The 22,368-nt window shown below is 30.7% G+C and carries 21 protein-coding genes; 17 read left to right on the top strand and 4 right to left on the bottom strand.

The genetic code is table 11. The features are described 5' to 3' along the window. The 3 genes from N508_RS09100 to N508_RS09110 all read left to right on the top strand — a co-directional run bounded on the left by N508_RS09100 (window position 1) and on the right by N508_RS09110 (window position 2,918). Window positions 1-819, top strand: coding sequence for an ABC transporter ATP-binding protein (locus tag N508_RS09100; protein WP_023276109.1), 819 nt, complete (start codon window positions 1-3; stop codon window positions 817-819). Next, on the top strand, window positions 816-2,246 hold the full coding sequence (gene cysS / locus N508_RS09105) for a cysteine--tRNA ligase (RefSeq protein WP_023276110.1): 1,431 nt from the start codon (window positions 816-818) through the stop codon (window positions 2,244-2,246). The genes N508_RS09100 and cysS overlap by 4 nt, the downstream gene beginning before the upstream one ends. Before the next feature lie 81 nt (window positions 2,247-2,327). Next, window positions 2,328-2,918 (top strand): ATP-binding cassette domain-containing protein, encoded by a 591-nt coding sequence (locus tag N508_RS09110; protein ID WP_023276111.1) that lies wholly within the window; start codon window positions 2,328-2,330, stop codon window positions 2,916-2,918. 50 nt (window positions 2,919-2,968) lie between these two features. On the opposite strand, the gene N508_RS09115 is transcribed toward N508_RS09110, so the two are convergent. Continuing rightward, window positions 2,969-4,189, bottom strand: coding sequence for a cyclic di-GMP phosphodiesterase (locus N508_RS09115; protein WP_023276112.1), 1,221 nt, complete (start codon window positions 4,187-4,189; stop codon window positions 2,969-2,971). Between the two features lie 19 nt (window positions 4,190-4,208). Further along, window positions 4,209-5,888 (bottom strand): Na/Pi cotransporter family protein, encoded by a 1,680-nt coding sequence (locus tag N508_RS09120; protein ID WP_040636904.1) that lies wholly within the window; start codon window positions 5,886-5,888, stop codon window positions 4,209-4,211. Window positions 5,889-6,087: 199 nt separating this feature from the next. Here N508_RS09120 and N508_RS09125 point away from each other — a divergent pair, with 199 nt between their 5' ends. The 10 genes from N508_RS09125 to N508_RS09170 all read left to right on the top strand — a co-directional run bounded on the left by N508_RS09125 (window position 6,088) and on the right by N508_RS09170 (window position 16,749). After that, window positions 6,088-7,329 carry a diaminopimelate decarboxylase gene (locus tag N508_RS09125; protein ID WP_023276114.1) on the top strand — a complete coding sequence of 414 codons (1,242 nt, stop codon included), beginning with the start codon at window positions 6,088-6,090 and terminating at the stop codon, window positions 7,327-7,329. Window positions 7,330-7,349: 20 nt separating this feature from the next. Beyond that, window positions 7,350-7,670: a DUF4282 domain-containing protein gene (locus N508_RS09130; protein WP_023276115.1), complete on the top strand. Its 321-nt coding sequence runs from the start codon at window positions 7,350-7,352 to the stop codon at window positions 7,668-7,670. After that, entirely contained in the window at window positions 7,663-8,064 is a 402-nt protein-coding gene (locus N508_RS09135; protein ID WP_023276116.1) for a DUF4282 domain-containing protein, read from the top strand. The genes N508_RS09130 and N508_RS09135 overlap by 8 nt, the downstream gene beginning before the upstream one ends. Window positions 8,065-8,068: 4 nt before the next feature. Then, window positions 8,069-8,386: a DUF4282 domain-containing protein gene (locus N508_RS09140; protein ID WP_023276117.1), complete on the top strand. Its 318-nt coding sequence runs from the start codon at window positions 8,069-8,071 to the stop codon at window positions 8,384-8,386. A 492-nt stretch (window positions 8,387-8,878) separates the two neighbouring features. Next, on the top strand, window positions 8,879-10,396 hold the full coding sequence (gpmI, locus tag N508_RS09145) for a 2,3-bisphosphoglycerate-independent phosphoglycerate mutase (RefSeq protein WP_023276118.1): 1,518 nt from the start codon (window positions 8,879-8,881) through the stop codon (window positions 10,394-10,396). 3 nt (window positions 10,397-10,399) lie between these two features. Next, window positions 10,400-11,062 (top strand): ComF family protein, encoded by a 663-nt coding sequence (locus N508_RS09150; RefSeq protein ID WP_023276119.1) that lies wholly within the window; start codon window positions 10,400-10,402, stop codon window positions 11,060-11,062. A gap of 420 nt (window positions 11,063-11,482) precedes the next feature. Continuing rightward, a complete protein-coding gene (gene metF / locus N508_RS09155) occupies window positions 11,483-12,334 on the top strand; it encodes a methylenetetrahydrofolate reductase [NAD(P)H] (protein ID WP_023276120.1) in 852 nt (283 codons plus the stop codon). Window positions 12,335-12,514: 180 nt separating this feature from the next. Continuing rightward, window positions 12,515-13,903 carry an alanine/glycine:cation symporter family protein gene (locus N508_RS09160; RefSeq protein ID WP_023276121.1) on the top strand — a complete coding sequence of 463 codons (1,389 nt, stop codon included), beginning with the start codon at window positions 12,515-12,517 and terminating at the stop codon, window positions 13,901-13,903. A 77-nt stretch (window positions 13,904-13,980) separates the two neighbouring features. Beyond that, a complete protein-coding gene (locus N508_RS09165; protein ID WP_023276122.1) occupies window positions 13,981-16,041 on the top strand; it encodes an ATP-binding cassette domain-containing protein in 2,061 nt (686 codons plus the stop codon). Window positions 16,042-16,047: 6 nt separating this feature from the next. Beyond that, the gene (locus N508_RS09170) at window positions 16,048-16,749 is read left to right on the top strand and encodes a LysE/ArgO family amino acid transporter (RefSeq protein ID WP_023276123.1); all 702 of its coding nucleotides are present in this window, start codon (window positions 16,048-16,050) and stop codon (window positions 16,747-16,749) included. A gap of 12 nt (window positions 16,750-16,761) precedes the next feature. Here N508_RS09170 and N508_RS09175 read toward each other — a convergent pair whose 3' ends face one another. Further along, a complete protein-coding gene (locus tag N508_RS09175; protein WP_040636906.1) occupies window positions 16,762-17,199 on the bottom strand; it encodes a hypothetical protein in 438 nt (145 codons plus the stop codon). 544 nt (window positions 17,200-17,743) lie between these two features. On the opposite strand from N508_RS09175, the gene N508_RS09180 reads away from it, so the two are divergent. The 4 genes from N508_RS09180 to N508_RS09195 all read left to right on the top strand — a co-directional run bounded on the left by N508_RS09180 (window position 17,744) and on the right by N508_RS09195 (window position 21,092). After that, entirely contained in the window at window positions 17,744-18,316 is a 573-nt protein-coding gene (locus N508_RS09180; RefSeq protein ID WP_040636908.1) for a hypothetical protein, read from the top strand. 16 nt (window positions 18,317-18,332) lie between these two features. Then, window positions 18,333-19,340 (top strand): hypothetical protein, encoded by a 1,008-nt coding sequence (locus N508_RS09185; protein ID WP_023276126.1) that lies wholly within the window; start codon window positions 18,333-18,335, stop codon window positions 19,338-19,340. A gap of 16 nt (window positions 19,341-19,356) precedes the next feature. Beyond that, the gene (locus N508_RS09190; RefSeq protein WP_023276127.1) at window positions 19,357-20,337 is read left to right on the top strand and encodes a DUF1848 domain-containing protein; all 981 of its coding nucleotides are present in this window, start codon (window positions 19,357-19,359) and stop codon (window positions 20,335-20,337) included. Window positions 20,338-20,552: 215 nt separating this feature from the next. Further along, window positions 20,553-21,092, top strand: coding sequence for a DUF2062 domain-containing protein (locus N508_RS09195; RefSeq protein ID WP_023276128.1), 540 nt, complete (start codon window positions 20,553-20,555; stop codon window positions 21,090-21,092). 144 nt (window positions 21,093-21,236) lie between these two features. Here N508_RS09195 and N508_RS09200 read toward each other — a convergent pair whose 3' ends face one another. Next, complete coding sequence (locus N508_RS09200) at window positions 21,237-22,163, bottom strand: hypothetical protein (protein WP_023276129.1); 927 nt, start codon at window positions 22,161-22,163, stop codon at window positions 21,237-21,239. Window positions 22,164-22,368 lie beyond the last annotated feature (205 nt).

Raw genomic sequence — 22,368 nt, forward strand, 5'->3', positions numbered from 1 at the left:
ATGCAAAATAATAGTATTTTATCTCTTGAAAATGTAAGTAAATATTTTTATACATCGTCTAATTTTTTTCGTAAAAATGAATATTTTGCAGCACTTAATAATGTTTCATTAAATATAGCTTCTGGCTCATCTCTTGGCATAGTTGGAGAATCTGGCAGTGGCAAAACAACTATTGCAAGGCTTATGTGCAGCATATATAAGGCAGATAAAGGTAAAGTGCTATACTGCGGCAAAGATATATCAGCTTTATCAAAAGCAGATAGGCAGGAATATACAAAAAATGTGCAGATGGTTTTTCAAGACCCTAATAATACACTAAATCCAAAACTAACAATAAAATCTGCATTAAGTGATGGTATAAAGCAGCATATTACAAAAGATAAATATGAAATACAGGCGAAATTAGAGCATCTTATGGAAATGGTTGGGCTGCCAGCAGCATATTTAGAAAGGTATCCACATGAGTTTTCAGGCGGACAAAGGCAGCGTATATCAATTGCAAGAGCAATATCTATTAATCCAAAAGTGATTATTGCAGATGAGCCTGTCAGCTCCCTTGATGTGTCAGTGCAGGCACAGATTTTAAATTTAATGAAAGCCTTGCAAAAAAATGGAATTACCCTTATATTAATATCCCATAGTTTAGCAGTTGTTTCAAACTTATGTGAAAATATAGCAGTTATCAAAAAAGGCTGTCTGGAAGAATATGGAAACACTTTGGAAGTGCTTTCAAATCCAAAATCAGAATATACAAAAAGTCTTTTAGCATCATCACTGTATGCTGTTATGAATAATAATAAAATAATGGAGAATATATGAATATCATACTTTATAATACAATGACTTCAAAAAAAGAAGAGTTCAAACCTATTGTTGAAGGAAAAGTGGGTATGTATGTATGCGGTGTTACTGTATATGATTATACCCACATAGGACATGGCAGAAGTTCTGTTGCTTTTGATGTGATTAGAAGATTTTTTGAATATAAGGGCTATGATGTTACCTTTGTGAAAAATTTTACAGATGTTGATGATAAAATAATTAACCGTGCTAATGAAAACCATGAATTATGGAGCGAGCTTTCTGAAAGGTTTATAAAGGAACATGATGCAGATATGGACAGCCTTTATATTAAAAGACCAACATATACTCCAATGGCTACAAAATATATAGAAAAAATGATAGACTACTGCGAAAGATTAATAGAAAAAGGCAATGCTTATGCAGTAGACGGTGATGTATATTTTAGAGTAAATTCTTTTAAAGAGTATGGCAGACTTTCAGGTAGAAATCTGGAAGATATGATAGCTGGAGCAAGAGTAGATGTAAATGATAAAAAGGAAAACCCACTTGATTTTGCTTTATGGAAAGCTGCAAAACCGGATGAGCCGTCATGGAAATCGCCATGGGGGCAGGGCAGACCGGGCTGGCATATAGAATGCAGTGTTATGAGTGAAGCTATTTTAGGCAGTAATATTGATATTCACGGAGGCGGTCAGGATTTAATATTTCCACATCATGAAAATGAAATAGCACAGTCAGAAGCAATATCATGCTCTACTTTTGCAAACTACTGGATACATAACGGGTTTGTAAATATTAATAAAGAAAAAATGTCAAAATCATTAAATAACTTTTTTACTATCCGTGATATTTTAAAAATATGTCATCCGGAAGCATTAAGGCTTTTATTTTTAATGACACATTACAGACAGCCGCTTGAATATTCTGAAGATAAGCTGAAAGAAGCATCATCAGCACTGCATAGAATATATATTTTCCTTGATGAAGCTGCTCATTTAACCGGCTCTAAAAAAGGTAAAAATTTAAAGCAGGAAATAGGCGATATGAAAAGCCATTTTATTAAAGAGTTTGAAGAATCTATGAATGATGATTTTAACACTCCAAAAGCAGTTGCTGCAATTTTTGAGATTGTTAGAATGGGTAATACTATTATTGCAGGAAAACCTGATACTGAAAGTGCAGAACATTTAAAAGAAGTAAGCAGCTACATTTTTGATATAGTATCAAAAGTGCTTGGTATTATTAACCACAGTGCAGATGAGTGGTATAAAAGCAACTTAAAAATACCAGTTCAAGAAGTGGAAGCATTAATATTAAAAAGAGCAGAAGCTAGAAAAAATAAAGATTTTGCTCTTGCAGACAGTGTCCGTGCAGAATTAACAGAAAAGGGTATTGAAATTATAGATACACTTGATGGCACAAGGTTTAGAACACTTGTGTAAAAATTTATGATGATTATATAATATGGCGGCTTGTTTATTATTGATAAGCAGCCTTTATATTTTAAAAAGGTGTAAAAGCTAATGAATGTAAATCAGTTAAATAATAAATGCGGTGATTATCGCTTAATATTTGATAATGTGTCACTTTATGCTGGGGACAAAGTAATATTAGAGCAGGAATGCTTTAATATAACATATTCTAATATAGTTATTTTAAAAGGGCAGATAGGAAGTGGGAAAAGCACAATATTAAAAGCAATAGCAGGTATAAATAAATTAAACAGCGGCAGCATTTTTTCCTATAATAAAAATAATGAAAATGCAGGTGCAGTTTATGTTCATTCACAGCCTGAGCTTAATTTTTTAACAGGCTATATAAAAGATGAATTAAAAATATTAGGCATAAAAGATTATTCTCCATTTGAAAAATATTTAAATAAATCAATTTATGAGCTTTCAGGTGGAGCGTTAAAGAAAATATCACTGCTTATGGCACTGCATATAAGCAGCGGAAGAATAATTTTATCAGATGAACCCCTTGATATGCTTGATGATATAGAAGCAGAAAATTTATCAAAAGTTATTATAGAATATTCTAAACATACACCATTTATAATAGCAACTCATGATAAGCATTTTGATAAATATGCTGATGTATTAATAAGTTTATAAAAAAATATTAAAATTTTTTATGATATGTTTATACTGTCTGCAATAAGTTTTTATTCTGTTTTTTGAACTTGATGGGTAATTCTATCTTGTAAAAAGTTATTGAATATTTCAAATGGGTTAATATTAAGTTCAGTATTATTAATTTCTTTAACTATTTTTATTGCAGGGTGTTTTTTTAAATTTACAAGTTCTATTTTTTCAGGGCTGTCTTTTGGCATCATTAATATTTTTGGTCTTGCCTGATCCTGCTTATTTACTTCGCATACTATACCTATTGCACCATTGCTTAATGTTACTGCTGTCCCTACAGGATATACCCCCATTATAGATACAAAAGTTTTCACAATATCAGCCTGATATTTTTTGCCAGCTTCTGCATATATTTTTTTTATAGCATCAGTGTTATTAAATGCTCTTGGAAACTCTGGGCTGTATGTAAGTATAGTGTTGTATGCTTCTGCAATGGCTAATACTTTTGATGGTTTTAATATATATTGAGCATTAATACCTGATGGATAGCCTGAGCCGTCACAGCATTCATGGTGCTGGTATATAATATTTATTACATCTTCACCAATGTTATCATACCTTTGGAGCACCTGCCCTGCATATTCAGGGTGTCTTTTTAATGCTGCCATTTCATATTCTGAAAGGTTAGCTTTTTTATTTAATATCTGCTCTGGCACTCTTACTTTGCCTATATCATGCAGAAGTCCTGCCAGCCCTAAATCGTGAAGCTCTTTTCCTTTGATACCAACTGCCTGACCGAGAGATACTGCATTAATACATACATTAAGTCCATGGGTATATTCATCTTTTGTCATACCTTCACTTAAAGCAATTTTAGTGAAAACTTCAGGATTATCGCTAGTCATAAATATAATATCAGAAACCACATCTACAATAGCAGGAGTATCTATAGCTTTTCCCATTTTGAGTCCTGCCATAGATTCTGTAAAGTTTTCTTTAAGCATGTGGACAAGTTCTGCAGCAGATGATAATAATATGGCATTAACATCATCATCTTTTGCAACCTTATATTCTACAGCTTTTGTTTTGTCATCTTTTTTAGCTGCTTCCTTTTTTTCAGTGCTTTCAGTTTCGCTCCATATATAAACATGTTCTACCCCATAATCATGCAGGCTGTGTATATAACCTAAGTTTGACAGGGGACGGCCATATTCATTAAATGGAACACCAGCTTTATCGCATTTGACAATAACCATACCAAGCTGTATATCCCACACACCTATTCTTTTAAGTGCTGCCATTTATTTTCGCTGCTCCAAATTATAAATTTTCATCTGCTATCAACTGTGCAATAGCATAAGTATTATCGGCTATTTTTTCAAGAGTATTTAGTAAATCAATAAATGCAAGCCCAGCAGGAAGTGAACATATACCAGCATCCAGCCGTTTTAAATGATTTTTCTTATATGTTTTGCGTATTTGGTCAATTCTTTCTTCATTTTCTGCAAAAAGATTTATTTCTTTCAGTTTATTCCCAGAAATATATAATTTTTCCACTTGATGACAGAATTCTTCCACTAATTTAATAATATTATTTAATTCTTCTGAAGCATCAGAAGAAAAGATAATATTTTTATCGTTCATTTTATTTTTAGTTTTAATAAGTTTAACACTTCTGTCGCCTATTTGGTTTATTTCTTCCACAGCAGTGCTTATATTATGTATAATTCTTAATGACCGTGCGGAAATTGATTTTGCAGAAAGTTTTGTTAAAAAAGCATTGATTTCATCATTAAATATATCTAGTGTTTTAGATATGGATTTTCCCTCAGCTGCTGCTTTCATATCGTTTTCAATAACTGCTTTTTTAGCACAGTTAAAAATATTAAGCGCATATTCATACATTCTGATAGCTTCTTTTTGAGTTAATCCAACAGCTATTTCTGGAGTAGAAAGCATTTCGTTGGATAAATGCACAACTTTTGTTTCTATTTCTTCTTTTTTATCATCTTTTATAATTTTTTCGCAGAGTTTAGCTAAAATAGGTAAAAATGGCAGAAATATTAATGTGTTGATAATATTAAACATAGTATGCAGGTTTGCGATATGTCTGCCAATATTTGGATATATTACTTCTGTCCCCTGCTGCACAGAATAAGCCACATCACCCGGTGTTATATAGTTAATAAATGACATAAAAGGGTGCAGGAAAATAAGCATATAAGTAACACCTATAAGATTAAAAAGAAAATGCCCAAGTGCTGCCTGCTTTGCTGTGCGACTGGCATTTAAAGCTGCTATATTTGCGGTGATAGTTGTTCCTATATTTTCACCAAGCACAAGAGCAACAGCAGCAGAGAAATCAATAATACCTGCTGTTGCAAGTGCTATTGTAATACCCATTGTTGCAGAAGAGCTTTGCACAATAAGTGTTGTTAATGCACCTGCAAGCACTGCCATTACAGGATTATGAGAAAAGTATATAAATATAGATTTAAATTCTTCTGAATGAGAAAGCGGCTTGAATGCATTTGTCATAGTATCCATACCAAGAAAAATCAAACCAAAGCCTAATATAATCTGCCCTAAATAAACTATGGCAGGGCGTTTGAAAAATATATATAAAACAGCACCTATGCCAATGCAGGGAAGAGCAGCAGCAGAAATTTTAAATGCGATAATCTGCCCGGTAATAGTTGTGCCAATATTTGCACCTAAAATTACACTTAATGCCTGTGTCAAACTCATAAGCCCTGCACTAACAAACCCTACCACCATTACTGTGGTTGCTGAAGAGCTTTGGATAACTGCTGTAACAATAGCACCAACCCCTGTGCCTATAATTCTGTTTGTGGTAAGTTTTTCAAGGATTTTTTTTAAGCTGTCCCCTGATGATTTTTGCAGTCCTTCAGACATAAACTGCATACCAGTAAGAAATAAACCCAGTCCGCCTATAAGCTGGAAGATAATTAGTGTTACATTAATATTCTCCACAAGCATTCCCTCATATTATTTTTAAATATAAATATATATTATATAAATATTATGAATTATAGTGAATGTCAAATATTCTTTTTAAAGGTGTTTATAAATTCTGTTATAATTTTATATTGCATTGATGATGAAAAAATTTTATATTAGGACTTCAAAAGTATAAAAAATAAAATTTTATATAATAAATATTTTGAGGTGATAATATATGACAGAAAAAAAAGTTCCTTTTACAAAAGAAGAAATAGAAAAAATAATTGAAAAATATCCTACACCTTTTCATATATATGATGAAAAAGCAATATTAGATAATGCAAAAGCATTTCTTGACGCTTTTAAATGGGCTTCAGGTTTTAAAGAATATTTTGCAGTAAAAGCTCTGCCTAACCCTGCAGTTTTAAAACTTTTAGCAGGTTTAGGCATAGGTGCAGACTGTTCATCTATTGCAGAGCTTTATTTAGCAGAAATGGCAGGTATCAGGGGAGAAGATATAATGTTTACTTCTAACGATACACCAGCTCATGAGTTTAAAAAAGCTTGTGAAATGGGTGCAGTTATTAACCTTGATGATATTACACATATTGAGTTTTTAGAAAAATCTCTTGGTCATCTCCCAGAGCTTTTATGTTTCAGATATAATCCCGGTCCATTAAAAGGCGGTAATGATATAATAGGTAAACCGCAGGAAGCAAAATACGGCTTAACAAGGCAGCAGATGATAGATGCTTATAAAATATCAAAAGCAAAAGGTGTGAAACGCTTTGCAATGCACACGATGGTTGCATCAAATGAATTAAACCCAGAATATTTTGCAGAGACTGCCATTATTCTTTTTCAGCTTGCAGCAGATATTTATAAAGAAACAGGTATTGAAATGGAATTTATTAATCTTGGCGGTGGTGTTGGTATACCATACAAACAAGAGCAGGATAGAATAGAGTGGGAAGATTTATCTGCACTAATAAAAAAAGCATACGAAGATGTATTTAATCAATTAGGTTATAATCCAAAAATATATTTTGAATTAGGCAGAGCAATAACAGGACCTTATGGCTATCTTGTTACAAAAGCAATACATGAAAAACATATTTATAAAGAATATATTGGGCTTGATGCCTGTATGGCAAACTTAATGCGTCCTGCTTTATATGGTGCATATCATCATATTACAGTTATGGGGAAAGAAAATGCACCGTGTGATTATATGTATGATATATCTGGCTCACTTTGCGAAAATAATGATAAATTTGCAGTAGACAGGAAACTTCCAAAAATAGAAATTGGTGATATTATAGTTATTCATGATACAGGAGCTCATGGTCATGCAATGGGCTTTAACTATAATGGTAAACTTCGTTCTAGTGAACTGCTTTTAAAACAAGATGGCTCAGTGGAAATGATTAGAAGAGCAGAAACACTGGAAGATTTATTTGCAACACTAAAATTTTAACATCAATAAGGGTGGTGGGTATGAAAAAAGAATCATTTTTCAAAAATATACTTTTTTTAAATAAAATGTATATGCCTAAAATTATAAATATATTATACATTTTATCAGTTATTGCATCAATTATATTTGGTTTATTTCATTGTTCTTTTGGAATATTGTATCTTACTGATTATGAAATGAAAGTATTTGTAGTTCAAGGCATTGCACTTATTATTTTAGGTCCTGTTGTATCCCGTATTTGTGCAGAACAGCTTGTAATTCTTTTTAAAATTAATGAGCAGATTGAAAAACTTGCAGATATGAATATATCAGAAAATAAGCAGAATAATATTAATGGCTAGTGATAGTATGAAAAATATTTTTACCTTAAATAAGTTTATTTTGCCAAAAGTCATAAATATTTTATATATTTTGGCAGTAATTTTTTCAATATTATTTGGTATATCTATTATTTATGATGCAGCATGTATATTTCTGCCATTATATTACCATCCGTGTATAATATTTACTACTTATAATGATTTAATAATAGATAATATCTTTTTTTTCGTTGAAAATGATGGCTTAGCTGTAGCAGCAGCATTATCTGTTGGTTTGTTTTTTATTTTTATTATGCCATTTATTATACGCATATATGCTGAAATGCTTTTTGTTTGGTATAAAATATATAAAAAAATGCAGCTGATTTCAGAATTAAAAGAGAAAAAATTAAAAAGAGAAAATGCAGGAGTGTAGAAACATGAATATTACAGACATTTTATTTTTAAATAAACTTTATACACCTAAATTAATTAATGTAATATACTGGGTCTCTGCAGTATTATATACTTTAACAGGTTTATTTTTAATCATAGCAGGCTATGATGCAGAAGAAAGGATTAATGGCTTATTCTTATTTATTTTTGGAATTGTCATTGCAAGAATAATGGCGGAATTAACAGTTATTCCATTTAAAATATATGCAAAAGTTTCTAAAATAGCTGATACTATGCTTACTGATGAAGAAAAACACAGCTCAGAAAATAATATGCAGGCAGTGGTAAAAGAAACTGAATAGCAAAACACTATAAAATAATAGAGTTTTAATAAAAATATTGTAAACAGTCTGTGAATAAAACATGGCTTGTTTTTATCAAAGTATAATTAATTAGATAAAGTATACAGGTGGGGGATAAAAATGATAAAAAAATTTTAGTATTATCATTTCTCTATCTTTATATTATGAATATGATAGTGGATTTTAATTTTGGACTACAGTCATTTTGAGCCTGATTTTTACAGGCGAAAAATCTAAATCATATATATTGCAGTATCATATTGATATATTTAAAGTATTTATTTAAATAAATTATAAGCTCATTATATATCTTTATCTAATTTTTTTCTAGTAAGTCCAAAAATTATATTTATTAAAAAATATTTAATATTTATACATCAAATGGTTATAAAAGTTATTATAAAAAATGGGGTCATGTAGTCTTAAAATTATCTTGTATTTTTTAATAATCTAAACTAAAATTTATAAAATATATTAAACAAGGAGAAGTTAATGGATAAACAAAAAGTAATTCTTCTTATTCTTGACGGATGGGGTTATAGAAAAGATACAGAGCATAATGCAGTATCAGCAGCAGACCCTGTTAATTTTAAATCACTTATGCAGGATAATAAATGGACATTAATTGATGCTTCTGAAGAACGAGTTGGGCTTCCAAGCGGTCAAATGGGTAATTCAGAAGTAGGGCACACAAATATAGGTGCAGGTCGTATTGTATATCAAGACCTGCTTCGTATTTCTAATGATATTAAATCAGGGGAAGCAAAAAACAACTCTGTAATTAAAAAATTAATGGAAGATACTAAAAATGGCAGTGGCAGACTGCATCTTTTAGGGCTTATATCTGACGGCGGTGTTCATTCTCATATAGAGCATTTTAAAGGAATATGCTTAATAGCTAAAGAGTATGGTATAAAAGAAGTATATATCCATGCTTTTACTGATGGCAGAGATACTCCACCTAACAGTGGTTTAGGCTATATTACTGATTTAGATAACTTCCTAAAAGAAAACAATGCTGGGCAAATATCTGATATTACAGGCAGATTTTATGCTATGGATAGAGATAAACGCTGGGACAGGGTAGAAAAAGCATGGAACCTGCTTAAAAACGGCATTGGAGAAAGTGAAGCTGCCTCACCAGTTGAAGCTATGAAAACAGGCACAGAAACAGATGAATTTGTAAAACCAGTGAAAATTACTGGGGTAGATGGCACATTAAAAGATGGTGATAATGTATTTATGATGAATTTCAGAGCAGACAGAGTTCGTGAAATTGTAAGCATTATGATACAGGATAATTTTGACGGATTTGACCGTGGTGCAAAACCAAACCTTAATGTAGTTACTATGACAGAGTATGAAAAATCATTTGGACTGCCTATTGCTTATCCACCTGAAGATTTAGTGAATATTTTAGGTGAAGTTATCAGTAACAGCGGTTTAAAACAGTTAAGAATTGCTGAAACTGAAAAATATGCCCATGTAACATATTTCTTTAACGGCGGCAGAGAAGAGCCTTTTAAAAATGAAGAAAGAGCGTTAATAGCATCTCCACGAGATGTTGCAACTTATGATTTAAAGCCACAGATGAGTGTATATGAAGTGGAATCAAAATTTGAAGAGCTTTTTAGAAAAGGCGATATAGATGTGGTTATTATGAATTTTGCAAATCCTGATATGGTAGGTCATACTGGTGTAGAAGAAGCTGCTGTAAATGCATGTAAAGCAGTAGATGACTGTTTAGGTAAAGTCATGCAGACAGCAAAAGATATGAATGCAGCTCTTTTTGTTACAGCAGACCATGGCAACTCTGAGCAAATGTGGGATTATGAAAATAACCAGCCACATACAGCTCACACATTAAACCCTGTAGTTTTTGCAGTATATAACTATCAAGGAAACTTAAACGGTATCCATGGCAAACTGGCTGATATTGCACCAACAATATTAAAAGTATTAAATATTTCTCAGCCAAAAGAGATGACTGGAGAAAGCCTTTTAGCTTAAATTATGCTTAATGAAATATTTTCAGGCAAATGCCCTGCATGCAGCGGGGCAGCTGCCATTAATGCAGCACTTTGTGATGAGTGTATGTCTTTGCTGCATCCATTTAATTATTTTTGCGGCAGATGTGCCTTTCCTTTATTATGGCCCGGGGCTTCCTGCTACAGGTGCAAAGGTAAACTTTCCAAAAGAATAACTAATATTTATGCTTTATATCATTATGATAAGGTAGTGAGAAATATGATACTTCAAATGAAATTTCACTATCATATCAGGCTTAAATATACATTAAAGCAGTTAATCTTTCTTCCAAACTTTATAACAAAGTATGATGGAATAGTTACTGTTCCAAGCCATTTTTTAAGGCATTTTGTCAGATTTTATCACCCTGCAGATATTTTAGCAGAATATGCTGCATACAAACTAAATATTCCCATTTTACATAATCTTAAAAGAGTGCGGTATACTAAATTTCAGTCACATATTTTAAGAGCAGACAGAAAAGAAAATGTTAAAAAAGCATTTTACTGCAAAAAGTTTAAAAGTCATATTAAAAATATTCTTCTTGTAGATGATATATTAACAACAGGTGCTACAATTAATGAATGTGTAAATGAGCTGTATACCGCAGGTGCAGGAAGAATAGATGTGTTAGTATTTGCAAAGTAAAAATATTTGAAAAAATCTTGTAAAACATAATTTACTATATTATAATATTGTCAGGTAAAAATATGTTTATAGGCAGGCAGAAAGAATTAGCCATATTGAACAAACATTATCAGATTAATATATTATAAGAAGCTGGACTTACACTATTACAGGAAAAAGAAATTTATTTAGTGGCTTAGTACAAAATTTTTGGGTAAGTTTAGTATCTAAAATATACAAATACAATAATCATAAAATATAGTATTTATAGTTATTGAAACTTATACTATTTAGATTTTTGCCTTTAAAAATCAGGTTCAAAATTACTGCAATATAAAATTTTTATGTAAGTCCAATTTAAATTTATATGATTTTCTATTTACAAATTTATATTTTTCGTGCAATATTTACTGAAAATTTAATTTATGGAGTATAGTATTAATGAGCATTTCAAATATTTTAAATACAAGAAACCCTTCTATTTCTTTTGAATTTTTTCCACCTAAAACTTTAGTTATAGAAAAAGTGCTTTTTGATACTATAGATTCTTTGCAGGAAGAGCATGCAGATTTTTCATCAGTTACTTTTGGAGCAGGGGGCAGCACTGCAGATAAAACTTTAGACTGGATAAATTATATTAAGGATACATGCAGATATGAAACAATGATGCATATTACATGTGTTGGTTTTGATAAAGTTACACTTGATAATATACTGGAAAAACTTGAAAATGCAGGTATAGAAAATGTGCTTGCACTTCGTGGCGATATACCAAAAGGAAGCGATTTAAAACAGGGTGATTTTAAGTATGCTTCTGATTTGGTAAGCTATATTGCAAAACGGGGTAAGTTTTGTATAGGTGTGGCAGGCTATCCTGAAAGACATCCTGAATCACCAGATTTTGAAAAAGATATAGAGATGCTGAAATATAAAGTAGATATGGGTGCATCATTTATTATTACTCAGTTATTTTTTGATAATGAATATTTTTACAGATTTAGAGAAAGAGCAGAAAAAGCAGGAATAAAAGTGCCTATTGTGGCAGGAATAATGCCTATTGTAAATTTTTCTCAGATAGAAAGATTTAAAGTAATGTGTTCAAGCAATATACCTGAAAATTTAATAAAATCTATGCAAGGCAAAAGCGAGGAAGATATTGCATCTATTGGCATAGATTATGCAGTTAATCAGTGTGAAGATTTAGTTAAAAATCAGGTGGCAGGGCTGCACTTTTATACATTAAACAGGTCTCATGCTACAAAACGCATATTAGATAAACTCCATTTTTTATAATAATTAGATGAATTTTAGTGCAGTGTATATTAGCTGCTTCCAGTTTCTTTATTTTATTTATTCAATTTTTTCGTAATCGTTTTTAGATTTTACAAACTAGGGGAGTATTTAAACTTTTCATTGAGAAATATTGAAAAGTATGGTAACATATCTCTTTAATATATATTAAGGATTATATTTATGGATAGTTTTGTATCATATTTAAATAGTTTTAGAGATATAGTATGGGGAGTGCCTATGATTTTACTGCTTTTAGGCACGCATATTTATCTTACATATAAAACAGGATTTATTCAAAGAAAAGTGCCATTAGGCATAAAACTTTCCATAACAAAAGATGACAGTTCTGCAGGTGATGTAAGTCAGTTTCAGGCATTGACTACAGCCCTTGCTTCTACAATAGGCACAGGCAATATCATAGGTGTAGGCACAGCAGTATATTTAGGTGGACCGGGTGCAGTTTTCTGGTGCTGGATAACTGGTGTATTTGGTATTGCTACAAAATATGCAGAATCATTAATAAGTGTAAAATATAGAGTTCAGTCAAAAGACGGCAGAATGTTAGGCGGTGCAATGTATGCTCTTGAAAGGGGCTTAAATATGAAAAAAATGGCAGTTGCATTTGCTCTTTTTGCTATGATTGCATCATTTGGCATAGGATGTGCAACTCAAATTAATGCTATTGCAGAAGTATTTGACTCTAACTTTGCTTTTGCAGGTGTTCCACGCATTTATATTGGCATAATTTTTGGCATTTTAACAGCTTTTATTATTATTGGTGGTATTAAATCTATTGCAAGAGTATGTGCAAACTTAGTGCCTTTTATGGCAGTCTTTTATATTTTAGCAAGTATTTATATACTGTTTTTAAACTATGACTATCTTTTTCCTGCATTAAAATCAATTATAACTCTTGCTTTTGCTCCCGGCTCTGTGGAAGGCGGTTTAATAGGTCAGGGTATTATAATTGCTGCAAGGTTTGGTATTGCAAGGGGGCTTTTTTCAAACGAATCAGGTCTTGGCTCTGCTCCGCTTGTAGCCTCAGCTGCTCAAACTAAAAATCCTGTCAGGCAGGCTCTTGTTTCTGCAACAGGCACATTCTGGGATACTGTTGTTTTCTGCCTTATAACTGGTATAATTATAGTTTCAACAGTTATGAAATACCCAGAAGTGAATATGATAAATTTCCAAAATGGCGGGCAGATGACTACTGCGGCTTTTAATCAGATACCATATTTTGGCTCGTTTATATTAATTATTGCATTAACAACTTTTGCTTATTCTACAATTTTAGGCTGGTCATATTACGGTGAACGATGTGCAGAATATTTATTTGGCAGAAAAGCTATACTGCCTTATAAACTTTTATATATTGCAGTATTAATATTTGCACCAGTGCTTGCTCTTGATATGGTATGGACTATTGCAGATATTCTGAATGCTTTTATGGCAGTGCCAAACTTGATTGCTGTGCTGCTTCTTTCATCACAAATATCAAATGATACTAAATTTTATATAGATAACATTGACCATACACATAAGGAAGAAATACCAGTGGTGGATAAATAATAAATTAAAAAAATATACTTGATAAACAGATTAAAAAATAATACTATCAAAACAGTTTTTTATATAAGGGAAGAATAATGGTTAATGCGGTTTTTATTGAAGGCTTGATTTATGCAATGATGGTTCTAGGAGTTTTTATGACTTTTAGAATTCTTGATTTTCCAGATATGACGGTAGATGGTTCTTTTGCAACAGGTGCATGTGTTGCAGCTATGTTTATTACTAATGGTTCTGATTTATATCTAGGTTTAGTCGTTGCAATTATTGCAGGTATGACAGCAGGTATTTTTACTGCTCTTTTGCATACTTTATTAAAAATTCCAAACCTTTTAGCTGGTATTATTACCATGACTATGCTTTATTCTATAAATACACGCATAACTAATGGCAGCAGCTTTGTACCGCTTCCTAATAATAAATATGATACTGCAGTTACAAATGCAGATAATGCAATTACTGGCTTTTTTGGCAGTTTTGGTTTAGAAATAAGCTCAAGTATAAGCATACTTATATTTTTCCTGCTTTTACTTATTTATATAAAAATTCTTATAGACATATTTTTCAGAACAGATTTAGGTATATCTCTTGGTGCTTTAGGCTCTAATGAGCAGATGATATTATCTCAGGGCATGAATCCTAATGTATTAAAAGTATTAGGTGTTGGTATGTCTAACGGTCTTGTAGCATTAAGCGGTGCAATGTATGCTCAGTTTACAGGCAGTGCATCAGTGCAGAGCGGTCAGGGTATAATAGTTGTTGGTCTTGCTGCTGTTATGATTGGGGAGTTTTTAATCCGCTCTAATAAAATATGGCTTATAACTTTTGGAGTAATAATTGGCTCTATTATATATAAAGCAATTATTTATTTCGGCTTAAAATATGGCTATGACATAGGTCTTGGACCTAATGATTTAAAACTTATTTCTGGTATATTAATAATATTAATTATTGTTGCAAGTAAACTGCAGAAAAAGAAAGGCGGCAGTAAAAAAATGGCAGTTGAAAAATCAAGCCCTGTTGTTGCCAGCATATCTTTTGTAGACGGCTTTATTAATAAAACATATCCATTTTGGTTTTTGTCATTATATTTAATGCTTTTTATATACCCTATGGTATTGTTTTTTAAATACTGTAAAAATAGTGATAATTCAGTATGGATGCTGATTTTTGCTCTTACAGTGCTGTTTTTAGTATTTATACATATTAAAGTATTCTTAATGAGTAAATTTGGTGCAGAAAGCAAGATTAATATGGCATTTAAAAAAGTATCTTTTGGTATAAATAAACGCAGTAAATCAGTAGCTGGAGCAAATACTCTTGAAGATGATTATAAAGGTGATAATGTTTTAGTTTTGCAGAATGTATCAAAAAGTTTTTTTGAAGGTACACCAGATGAAAAACATGTATTAAAAAATCTATCTTTAACAGTGAATAAAGGCGATTTTATTACAATAATTGGCTCAAATGGAGCAGGTAAATCAACACTATTTAATGTTATAGCTGGCACATATAAAGCATCATCAGGTAATATTATATATAAAATGAAAAATATTACAAAAATGCCTGAATACTTAAAAGCTGTGTTTATTGGCAGAATATTCCAAAACCCACTGCTTGGAACAAGCGGTGATATGGCATTAGAAGATAATATGATATTATGCCGTAAAAAAGGCTTTAAACTGCCAGTGATAAGCCTTAATAAAAAAGTAAGAAAAGAGTTTGCAGACCATGCTGCTCGTCTAAATATGGGGCTTGAAAAAAGACTTGGAGATAATGTAGGACTTTTTTCCGGTGGTCAAAGACAGGCACTTACTCTGCTTATGACAGCTATGAGCCACCCTGAACTTGTGCTTTTAGATGAACATACTGCAGCTCTTGACCCAGATAACTCTAACAGGGTAATGGAGCTTACTTTACAGTTAAGAGAAGAATACGGGCTTACAATGATGATGATTACTCATAATATGCAGCATGCTATAAAGTATGGCAACAGGCTTTTAATGATGGATAATGGCGAAATAATTATGGATATATCAGGTAAAGAAAAAGAAAACTTAACTGTTGAAGCTATTATGGAAAAATTTAAAGCTATTAGAAAAGATGAATTAACAGATGAAAAACTGCTGCTTGCAAGATAGGTAAATATGGTATTAACCGATTTTATTCAGGGATTTTTACTAGAGCTTGGCTTAGTTATGACTGTTGGGCTGCAAAGTGCTTTTATATTAAAGCAGGGTATCCGCAGAGAGTATGTTATAGTTGCTGTTCTTACATGTTTTTTCAGTGAAACACTGCTTGTAGTAACAGGCATTGCTGGTATGGGAGCCGTTGTCCGCTCTATACCACATTTATATGAAATCATAACTGGTGCAGGTATTGTTTTTCTATTTTTCTATGCAGGCAGGTCATTATATGCAGCAGTCAGGAAAAATGATTACATAGTTATAGATAATGAAGAAAAAGGTCTTGTTTCTAAAAAAGAAGTGCTGCTTTCAGGGCTTGCATTTGCACTGTTTAACCCGCATGTTATTATTGATACTACCATAATGGGCTCTTTGGCAGCTAACTTTTATCCACATCATTGGATATTTGGTTTAGGTGTTATATGTGCAGCATTTGTATGGTATTCTTTTTTAGGAACAGTGGGTGCTGCTCTTGCAAAACCATTAAGCCATCCAAAAACTTGGAAAATAATTAATGTAATTATTGCCGCCCTTTGTATCTATATGGCATCTCAATTTATACATAACTTTAATAACCCAAATCATGACCATAGTCATATTAACTTATTTGGTGTGCATGATGATTTATTTGAAAACAGTCATAATCACGGTATAGATAGATAAAAATATCAGACATTATTTTTTAAGTCTTTTTATAATATCACTTACTGTTATAATTAAGGCAAATAATGCAGGGAAAGTATTAATAAGCAGTTTGTTTATGTTATCAATATCTGTTATGATAAAATGAATAATAAGCAGCAGCTCAAACAGACCTAAAATATATATTTGTTTAAAAATAATATTATATAATATTTCTTTTAAATGGTTATTTTTCTGAGTTTCTTTTGTCTCTTTTATGTTTTCTTTTATTATTTTTTCTTTTGTTTCATCACTTAATTCATCTGCATTAGCATAAGTGAGCCTGTATCTGTTATCAAATAAAAGCAGTAAATATATAAATAAGCATATAAGCACTAAACATGAGAAAAAGCATACTGCAAAAAAAAGTATATTATAATCTCTACGGAATATATACTCTGCCAAAAAAAATATTGTAAATACTGCAATCAAAGTAACAGCTGTATTTTTTAAATTAAATCTATATTTCATATTATTAATATAAAAGAAAATTTGTAAAAGTAAATAGTTTGCTTTATTTTATATCTAAATTAAATAATCATAATTTTTTAGTATTAAATAAAGGTATAATTTGTTTTGCAAGTTTGTTGGACTTATTCAAAAAATTTAGATTACTGTCATTTTGAGCCTGATTTTACAGGCGAAAAATCTAAATTATCTATGTTATATTATAATATATTTAAATTATATTCTCTTTTAGATACTTCGCTATAAATCAAGCTCAGTATGACCTAATTTGCTTTAAATTCTCTTGCTGTATTCATTATATGGATTAGTCTAAGTTTTTTGGGTAAGTCTATATTGTTATTGAATTATTCGTGGTATGGATTGTTTGCTTTGCTCACAATAAGATAGCTATGGTTATGCTAAACATAATTACACACATATATAAATTATTTTAACTTTTTTAAAAATTTCTCTTGACAAAATCCCCCCCCCGTTATAATGGCATAAATTTTTAATTGGTAGATTAATAATGAAAAAAAATTTATTACTTATTTTTGTATTGTCTTTAATGACAATATTATTTGCTGGCTGTGCTGATGATAAAGGGGAACCAAATATTATTTATGAAAAAGATGATAACACAGATACTGGAACAGACATACCAGAGAACATAACTTACAATATTACTGTTACTTCAGTATCTAATATTGATAAAACAGATAATACAAGTGCATGGAGATTTGAGCCTTATAGTGCCGACGATGCATTAGAAGCAGTATTTGCTGATATACTTGGAAGACCAGATAGCGAGAGTGATAAGACAATGATTGCTGATATTAACAGTTCACATTTGGAAGGGGAATATTATAAAGATGCATTTGGTTCTGGTTATTATGGTAATACATATTTAAATGTAATGTTTAGAAGTAGTGATTATGTTGATTATGGGGATGCAATTTATACTATAACTATTAATAATAGTTCATATCCATATATCAATAATTATGAAATATTGTTTAATTATGTTAAAGAACAAATTTTAAATAATCCCTATAAAAACAGATATATGGAAGCTGATACAATCACAGTAAAAAACAATTAAATAATCAGGTGATTTTATGATAAATTTAAACCGTCCACTATATGATTATATAGTTAAAAATTTGGGAGCATATTGGCATAAAAGAACATGGGATGCAGTGAGTAATCTGCATAATGATGAAAAAGAAAATCAAGGATATTTAGGAACATACTTTATACGATCATATATTGAATCTTATCATATTTTTAGGCATAATATAAATACATTGATGAAACATGGATATTTGAATAATGACAAAATTAGAATACTATGTCTTGGTTCGGGAACAGGGGGAGATTTATTTGGGTTACTGCATGTATTGGAAGAAATAATAACAAAACCTATAACTATAGAAGTAATATCAGTTGATGGTAATAGTATTGCCATTAATTTACAAGAAAATATATTTAAAAATTTTTGGAAACCTAAAAGCAGGCATAATATAACAATTGATTATAGATTAGAAATTTTTGAAAGCAGTGATTTATTGTGTAACTATATAATGCAGTTTAGTAATATAGATATAGGTCTTTCATTTAAATTTTTAAGTGAGATGCTTAAATATGATGAAAATATATATTATAAAGTGTTAAAAACTATGCAACCGATATTGATACCAAACGGTATTTTATGTCTTAATGATGTTGTTTGCCCTATAGAAACTTACGGAAGTGGAAAAACATTTATACCTGTGACATTGAATAATAATATTAGAAATTATATTAGAAACAATAGCGATGATGATAGATTGGTTTTGTTATTTCCATATTGTTGTGCTAAAAATATAAAAAAATGTGGAAATGATATTTGTTTTACTAAATTTCAGTTGCCGTTAAAATATTTTAGTGCTTATATGCGAATAACTAATACAAAAATTTTCTTTGATTTTAGATTATTCTTAAAAAAGGGTGATTTACTGTCTCAATTAAGACCATTAGTGCAGTGTATTGATGCGAAATGCAGCATAAGTGAATGTAGGAATATGAATAATGATGAAAAATGTCCCCACCTATTATGCAGTTGGAATTGGACAACAGATGATTAATATATAAGGTGTAATTATGATTTTAAGTGTTTCTAGAAGAACAGATATACCAGCATTTTATGCTGAATGGTTTATGAATAGATTGAAAGCTGGGTTTGTATATGTTCGTAACCCTTTCAATATTTATCAAGTGTCAGAAGTTCCTTTAACACCTGATAATGTAGATGCAATAGTTTTTTGGACAAAAAATTCAAAACCGCTTCATCAGTATTTATCTGAAATAGATAATATGGGTTATAAATATTATTTTCAGTTCACTATTACGCCTTATGGTAAAGAAATAGAAGAAAATATAGAAAAGAAAGAAAAAATAGTAGAAACATTTAAAAATTTATCTGAAAAAACAGGTAAAGAAAAAGTTATTCTGCGATATGACCCAGTTATATTAAATGATAAATATACAATAGATTTTCACATTAAATCTTTTGAAAGGTTATGCAGTATATTATCAAGCTATACTGAAAAAGTTGTTATAAGCTTCCTAGATGATTATAAAAAAATATCAAAAAATATTAAATGTCAGAATATCAAAGAAATAACAGAAGATGAGATGAATATTATAGCTGAAAATTTTTCAGATATTGCGGGCAGATATAATTTGATATTAGAAAGCTGTGCAGAAGAAATAAACTTGAAAAAATACAATATTAATCATGGCAAATGTATTGATGATGAGCTTATAGGAAAAATAACTAATTCTGTATTAGATGTGTCAAAAGATGGGCAGCGAACAGCCTGCGGTTGTGTGAAATGTATTGACATTGGCGAATATAATACCTGCCTGCATAAGTGTTTATACTGCTATGCAAATATTGATAAAGAAAGTGCATTTGAAAATTATAGACGGCATGATAAATATTCCCCTGTTTTAATAGGCAGTATAGACAGGATAAAAGATAAAATTACTAAAAGAAATCAAAAAGATACCAAAAGTTTAAAAAAGGTAGATGAAGTAATAGCAAAACAAGGCAGTATTGAAGATATGCTGAATATTTAAAAATAGTATAGTAGCATCTAAACTTCATAAACTGCATTTTTTGGGCATTTGTAATTATTGAGTAATACATAGTTTAGATTATTTGCATTGCCTGCAATAACATACCTGATATTATACCTAGAAACAATATACACAAGTAATAATTGATTTTTTACAAAATTATGGATAATATATTGAACATTTTATATGATATATTTGCATAGTATGAGAAAATTATGTGTAAAAAAATAAAAAATTATTTTAATAATCTATACAGATACTGCTATTTAAAATTAATTATTCCCATAAAAAAAGAGCGACATAATCCTAAATATATTGCATGGGGCACAGCTGTTGGGCTTTTCTGCGGGTTTACACCTATTGTATGGCAGATGAATATAGTGCTGCTTATATGGTTTATTGCTAGATTCTTTAAGTTTTATTTCAGTCTGCCGATAGGTCTTGCCTGGACATGGGTAAGCAACTCTTTTACAAATCTGCCGCTTTTTTATTTGTATTATATAACTGGCTCTTTTATTATGGGGCAGGAAACAGGTGGATATAATGAATTTATAAGTTTTTTTGAAAATGGATTAATGGAAGGCATAAAACAGACCTTTATATTCTGGGGCAAACCGATAATACTGGGTAGTTTTGCTTTTATGATGTTTTTCTCTATTACAGGATATTTTATAAGTTACAGGTATGCTTGTAAATTAAGGGATAATTGGAATGTAAAAAAAATGAAGAATAAACTTTTAGAAGAAGTATTATAATAAGTTTTATTATAAAGTAAAACTTATTATGATTTATAAGAAAATTATATGTGATATATTGCATAGTCAAAATAAAAGCCGTCTAAATGCTACCAGACGGCTTGTTCTCCATAATTAATTTATATAAAGTGCCAATAATTAATTTTATACTTTTGCATCATATTTTTGAATACCATCGCTGTAGCCTGCATGTTTTTGAATAAGCTTTCCTGTTTCAAGCTCAACAATATCTCCATTTGCTTTTCTAATCTCTGTAACAGGCTCACTGCCGCTTATCTGTGATGTTTCAATAGTAATAACAGCCTGCACACCTATTGCAAGCATTGCATTAGAATTCCTTTCCTCATCAGTTAATTCTTTACTGCCATTATTGCCTATTTGAATGCTGGATTGATACATTGCAAAGCCATATTTAATTGTCAAAGAGCTGCTGTTTGAACTGCCTTTACTGTTATCAGGTGTATCCAGTGCATTTTCATCATTTGCAGCTTCTGGCAGAGTGTTTGTTACACTGTAACTTTCTGTTCGGACATAAGAATGTATAATATTTCCATTTTCATCCATTGAAACAGCCATTTGTTGAGAGATAACACTATATTCTGTGCCATCATCTAATGTGCCGCTTTCTTTTTTTGCGGAGTTAAAAAAATCTTCTAATTTTGCATTAATTTCTTTTGCAAACTCTGGGTCTGCTTCCATTTTTTCCTGTAATTTTTCAGGCAGATATACAGCATAAGAGCATTCTTCTATATTCATTGTGTTTCCGCCAAAAAGTATATTGGAAGTATTTTCCCAGTCGCCTAATTTAAAATCAGGGAGATAGCCATCTTTTGTTGTATTATATTTCCAGTCAAATTTAGGTTTTTCTATAACTTCTGCTTCAACTTCTTCTATTTCTTGCGAGCCTGTAATATCAATATTATCCATATCAGCTGGCAGTGTTGCAGGAATATTACTAGAAGAATTTGCAGCTGATGGGCTGTCGTTGTTATTATCTGCAGCATCTACATCATTACTAGGATTTTGTAGAGTATTTAAATAATTAAGATACATGCTGTTATTTATTATCATAAAAAGCCTCCGCTTTGGTTATAACGACTTTATAGCAAGCACTGTGCCAAAAATAATAAATATATTATGTATGCAATATATTACATACAAATATATAAAAAAGGTGGGATTTTTATTACATCTACTATCTTTTAATCTTAATCTAAAAAATTATCATTTTAGTATGCTGTTCAAAGTAAATGGAAAAATATCATATTATTTTATA

The organism is Mucispirillum schaedleri ASF457 (assembly GCF_000487995.2).
Lineage (GTDB): Bacteria > Chrysiogenota > Deferribacteres > Deferribacterales > Mucispirillaceae > Mucispirillum > Mucispirillum schaedleri.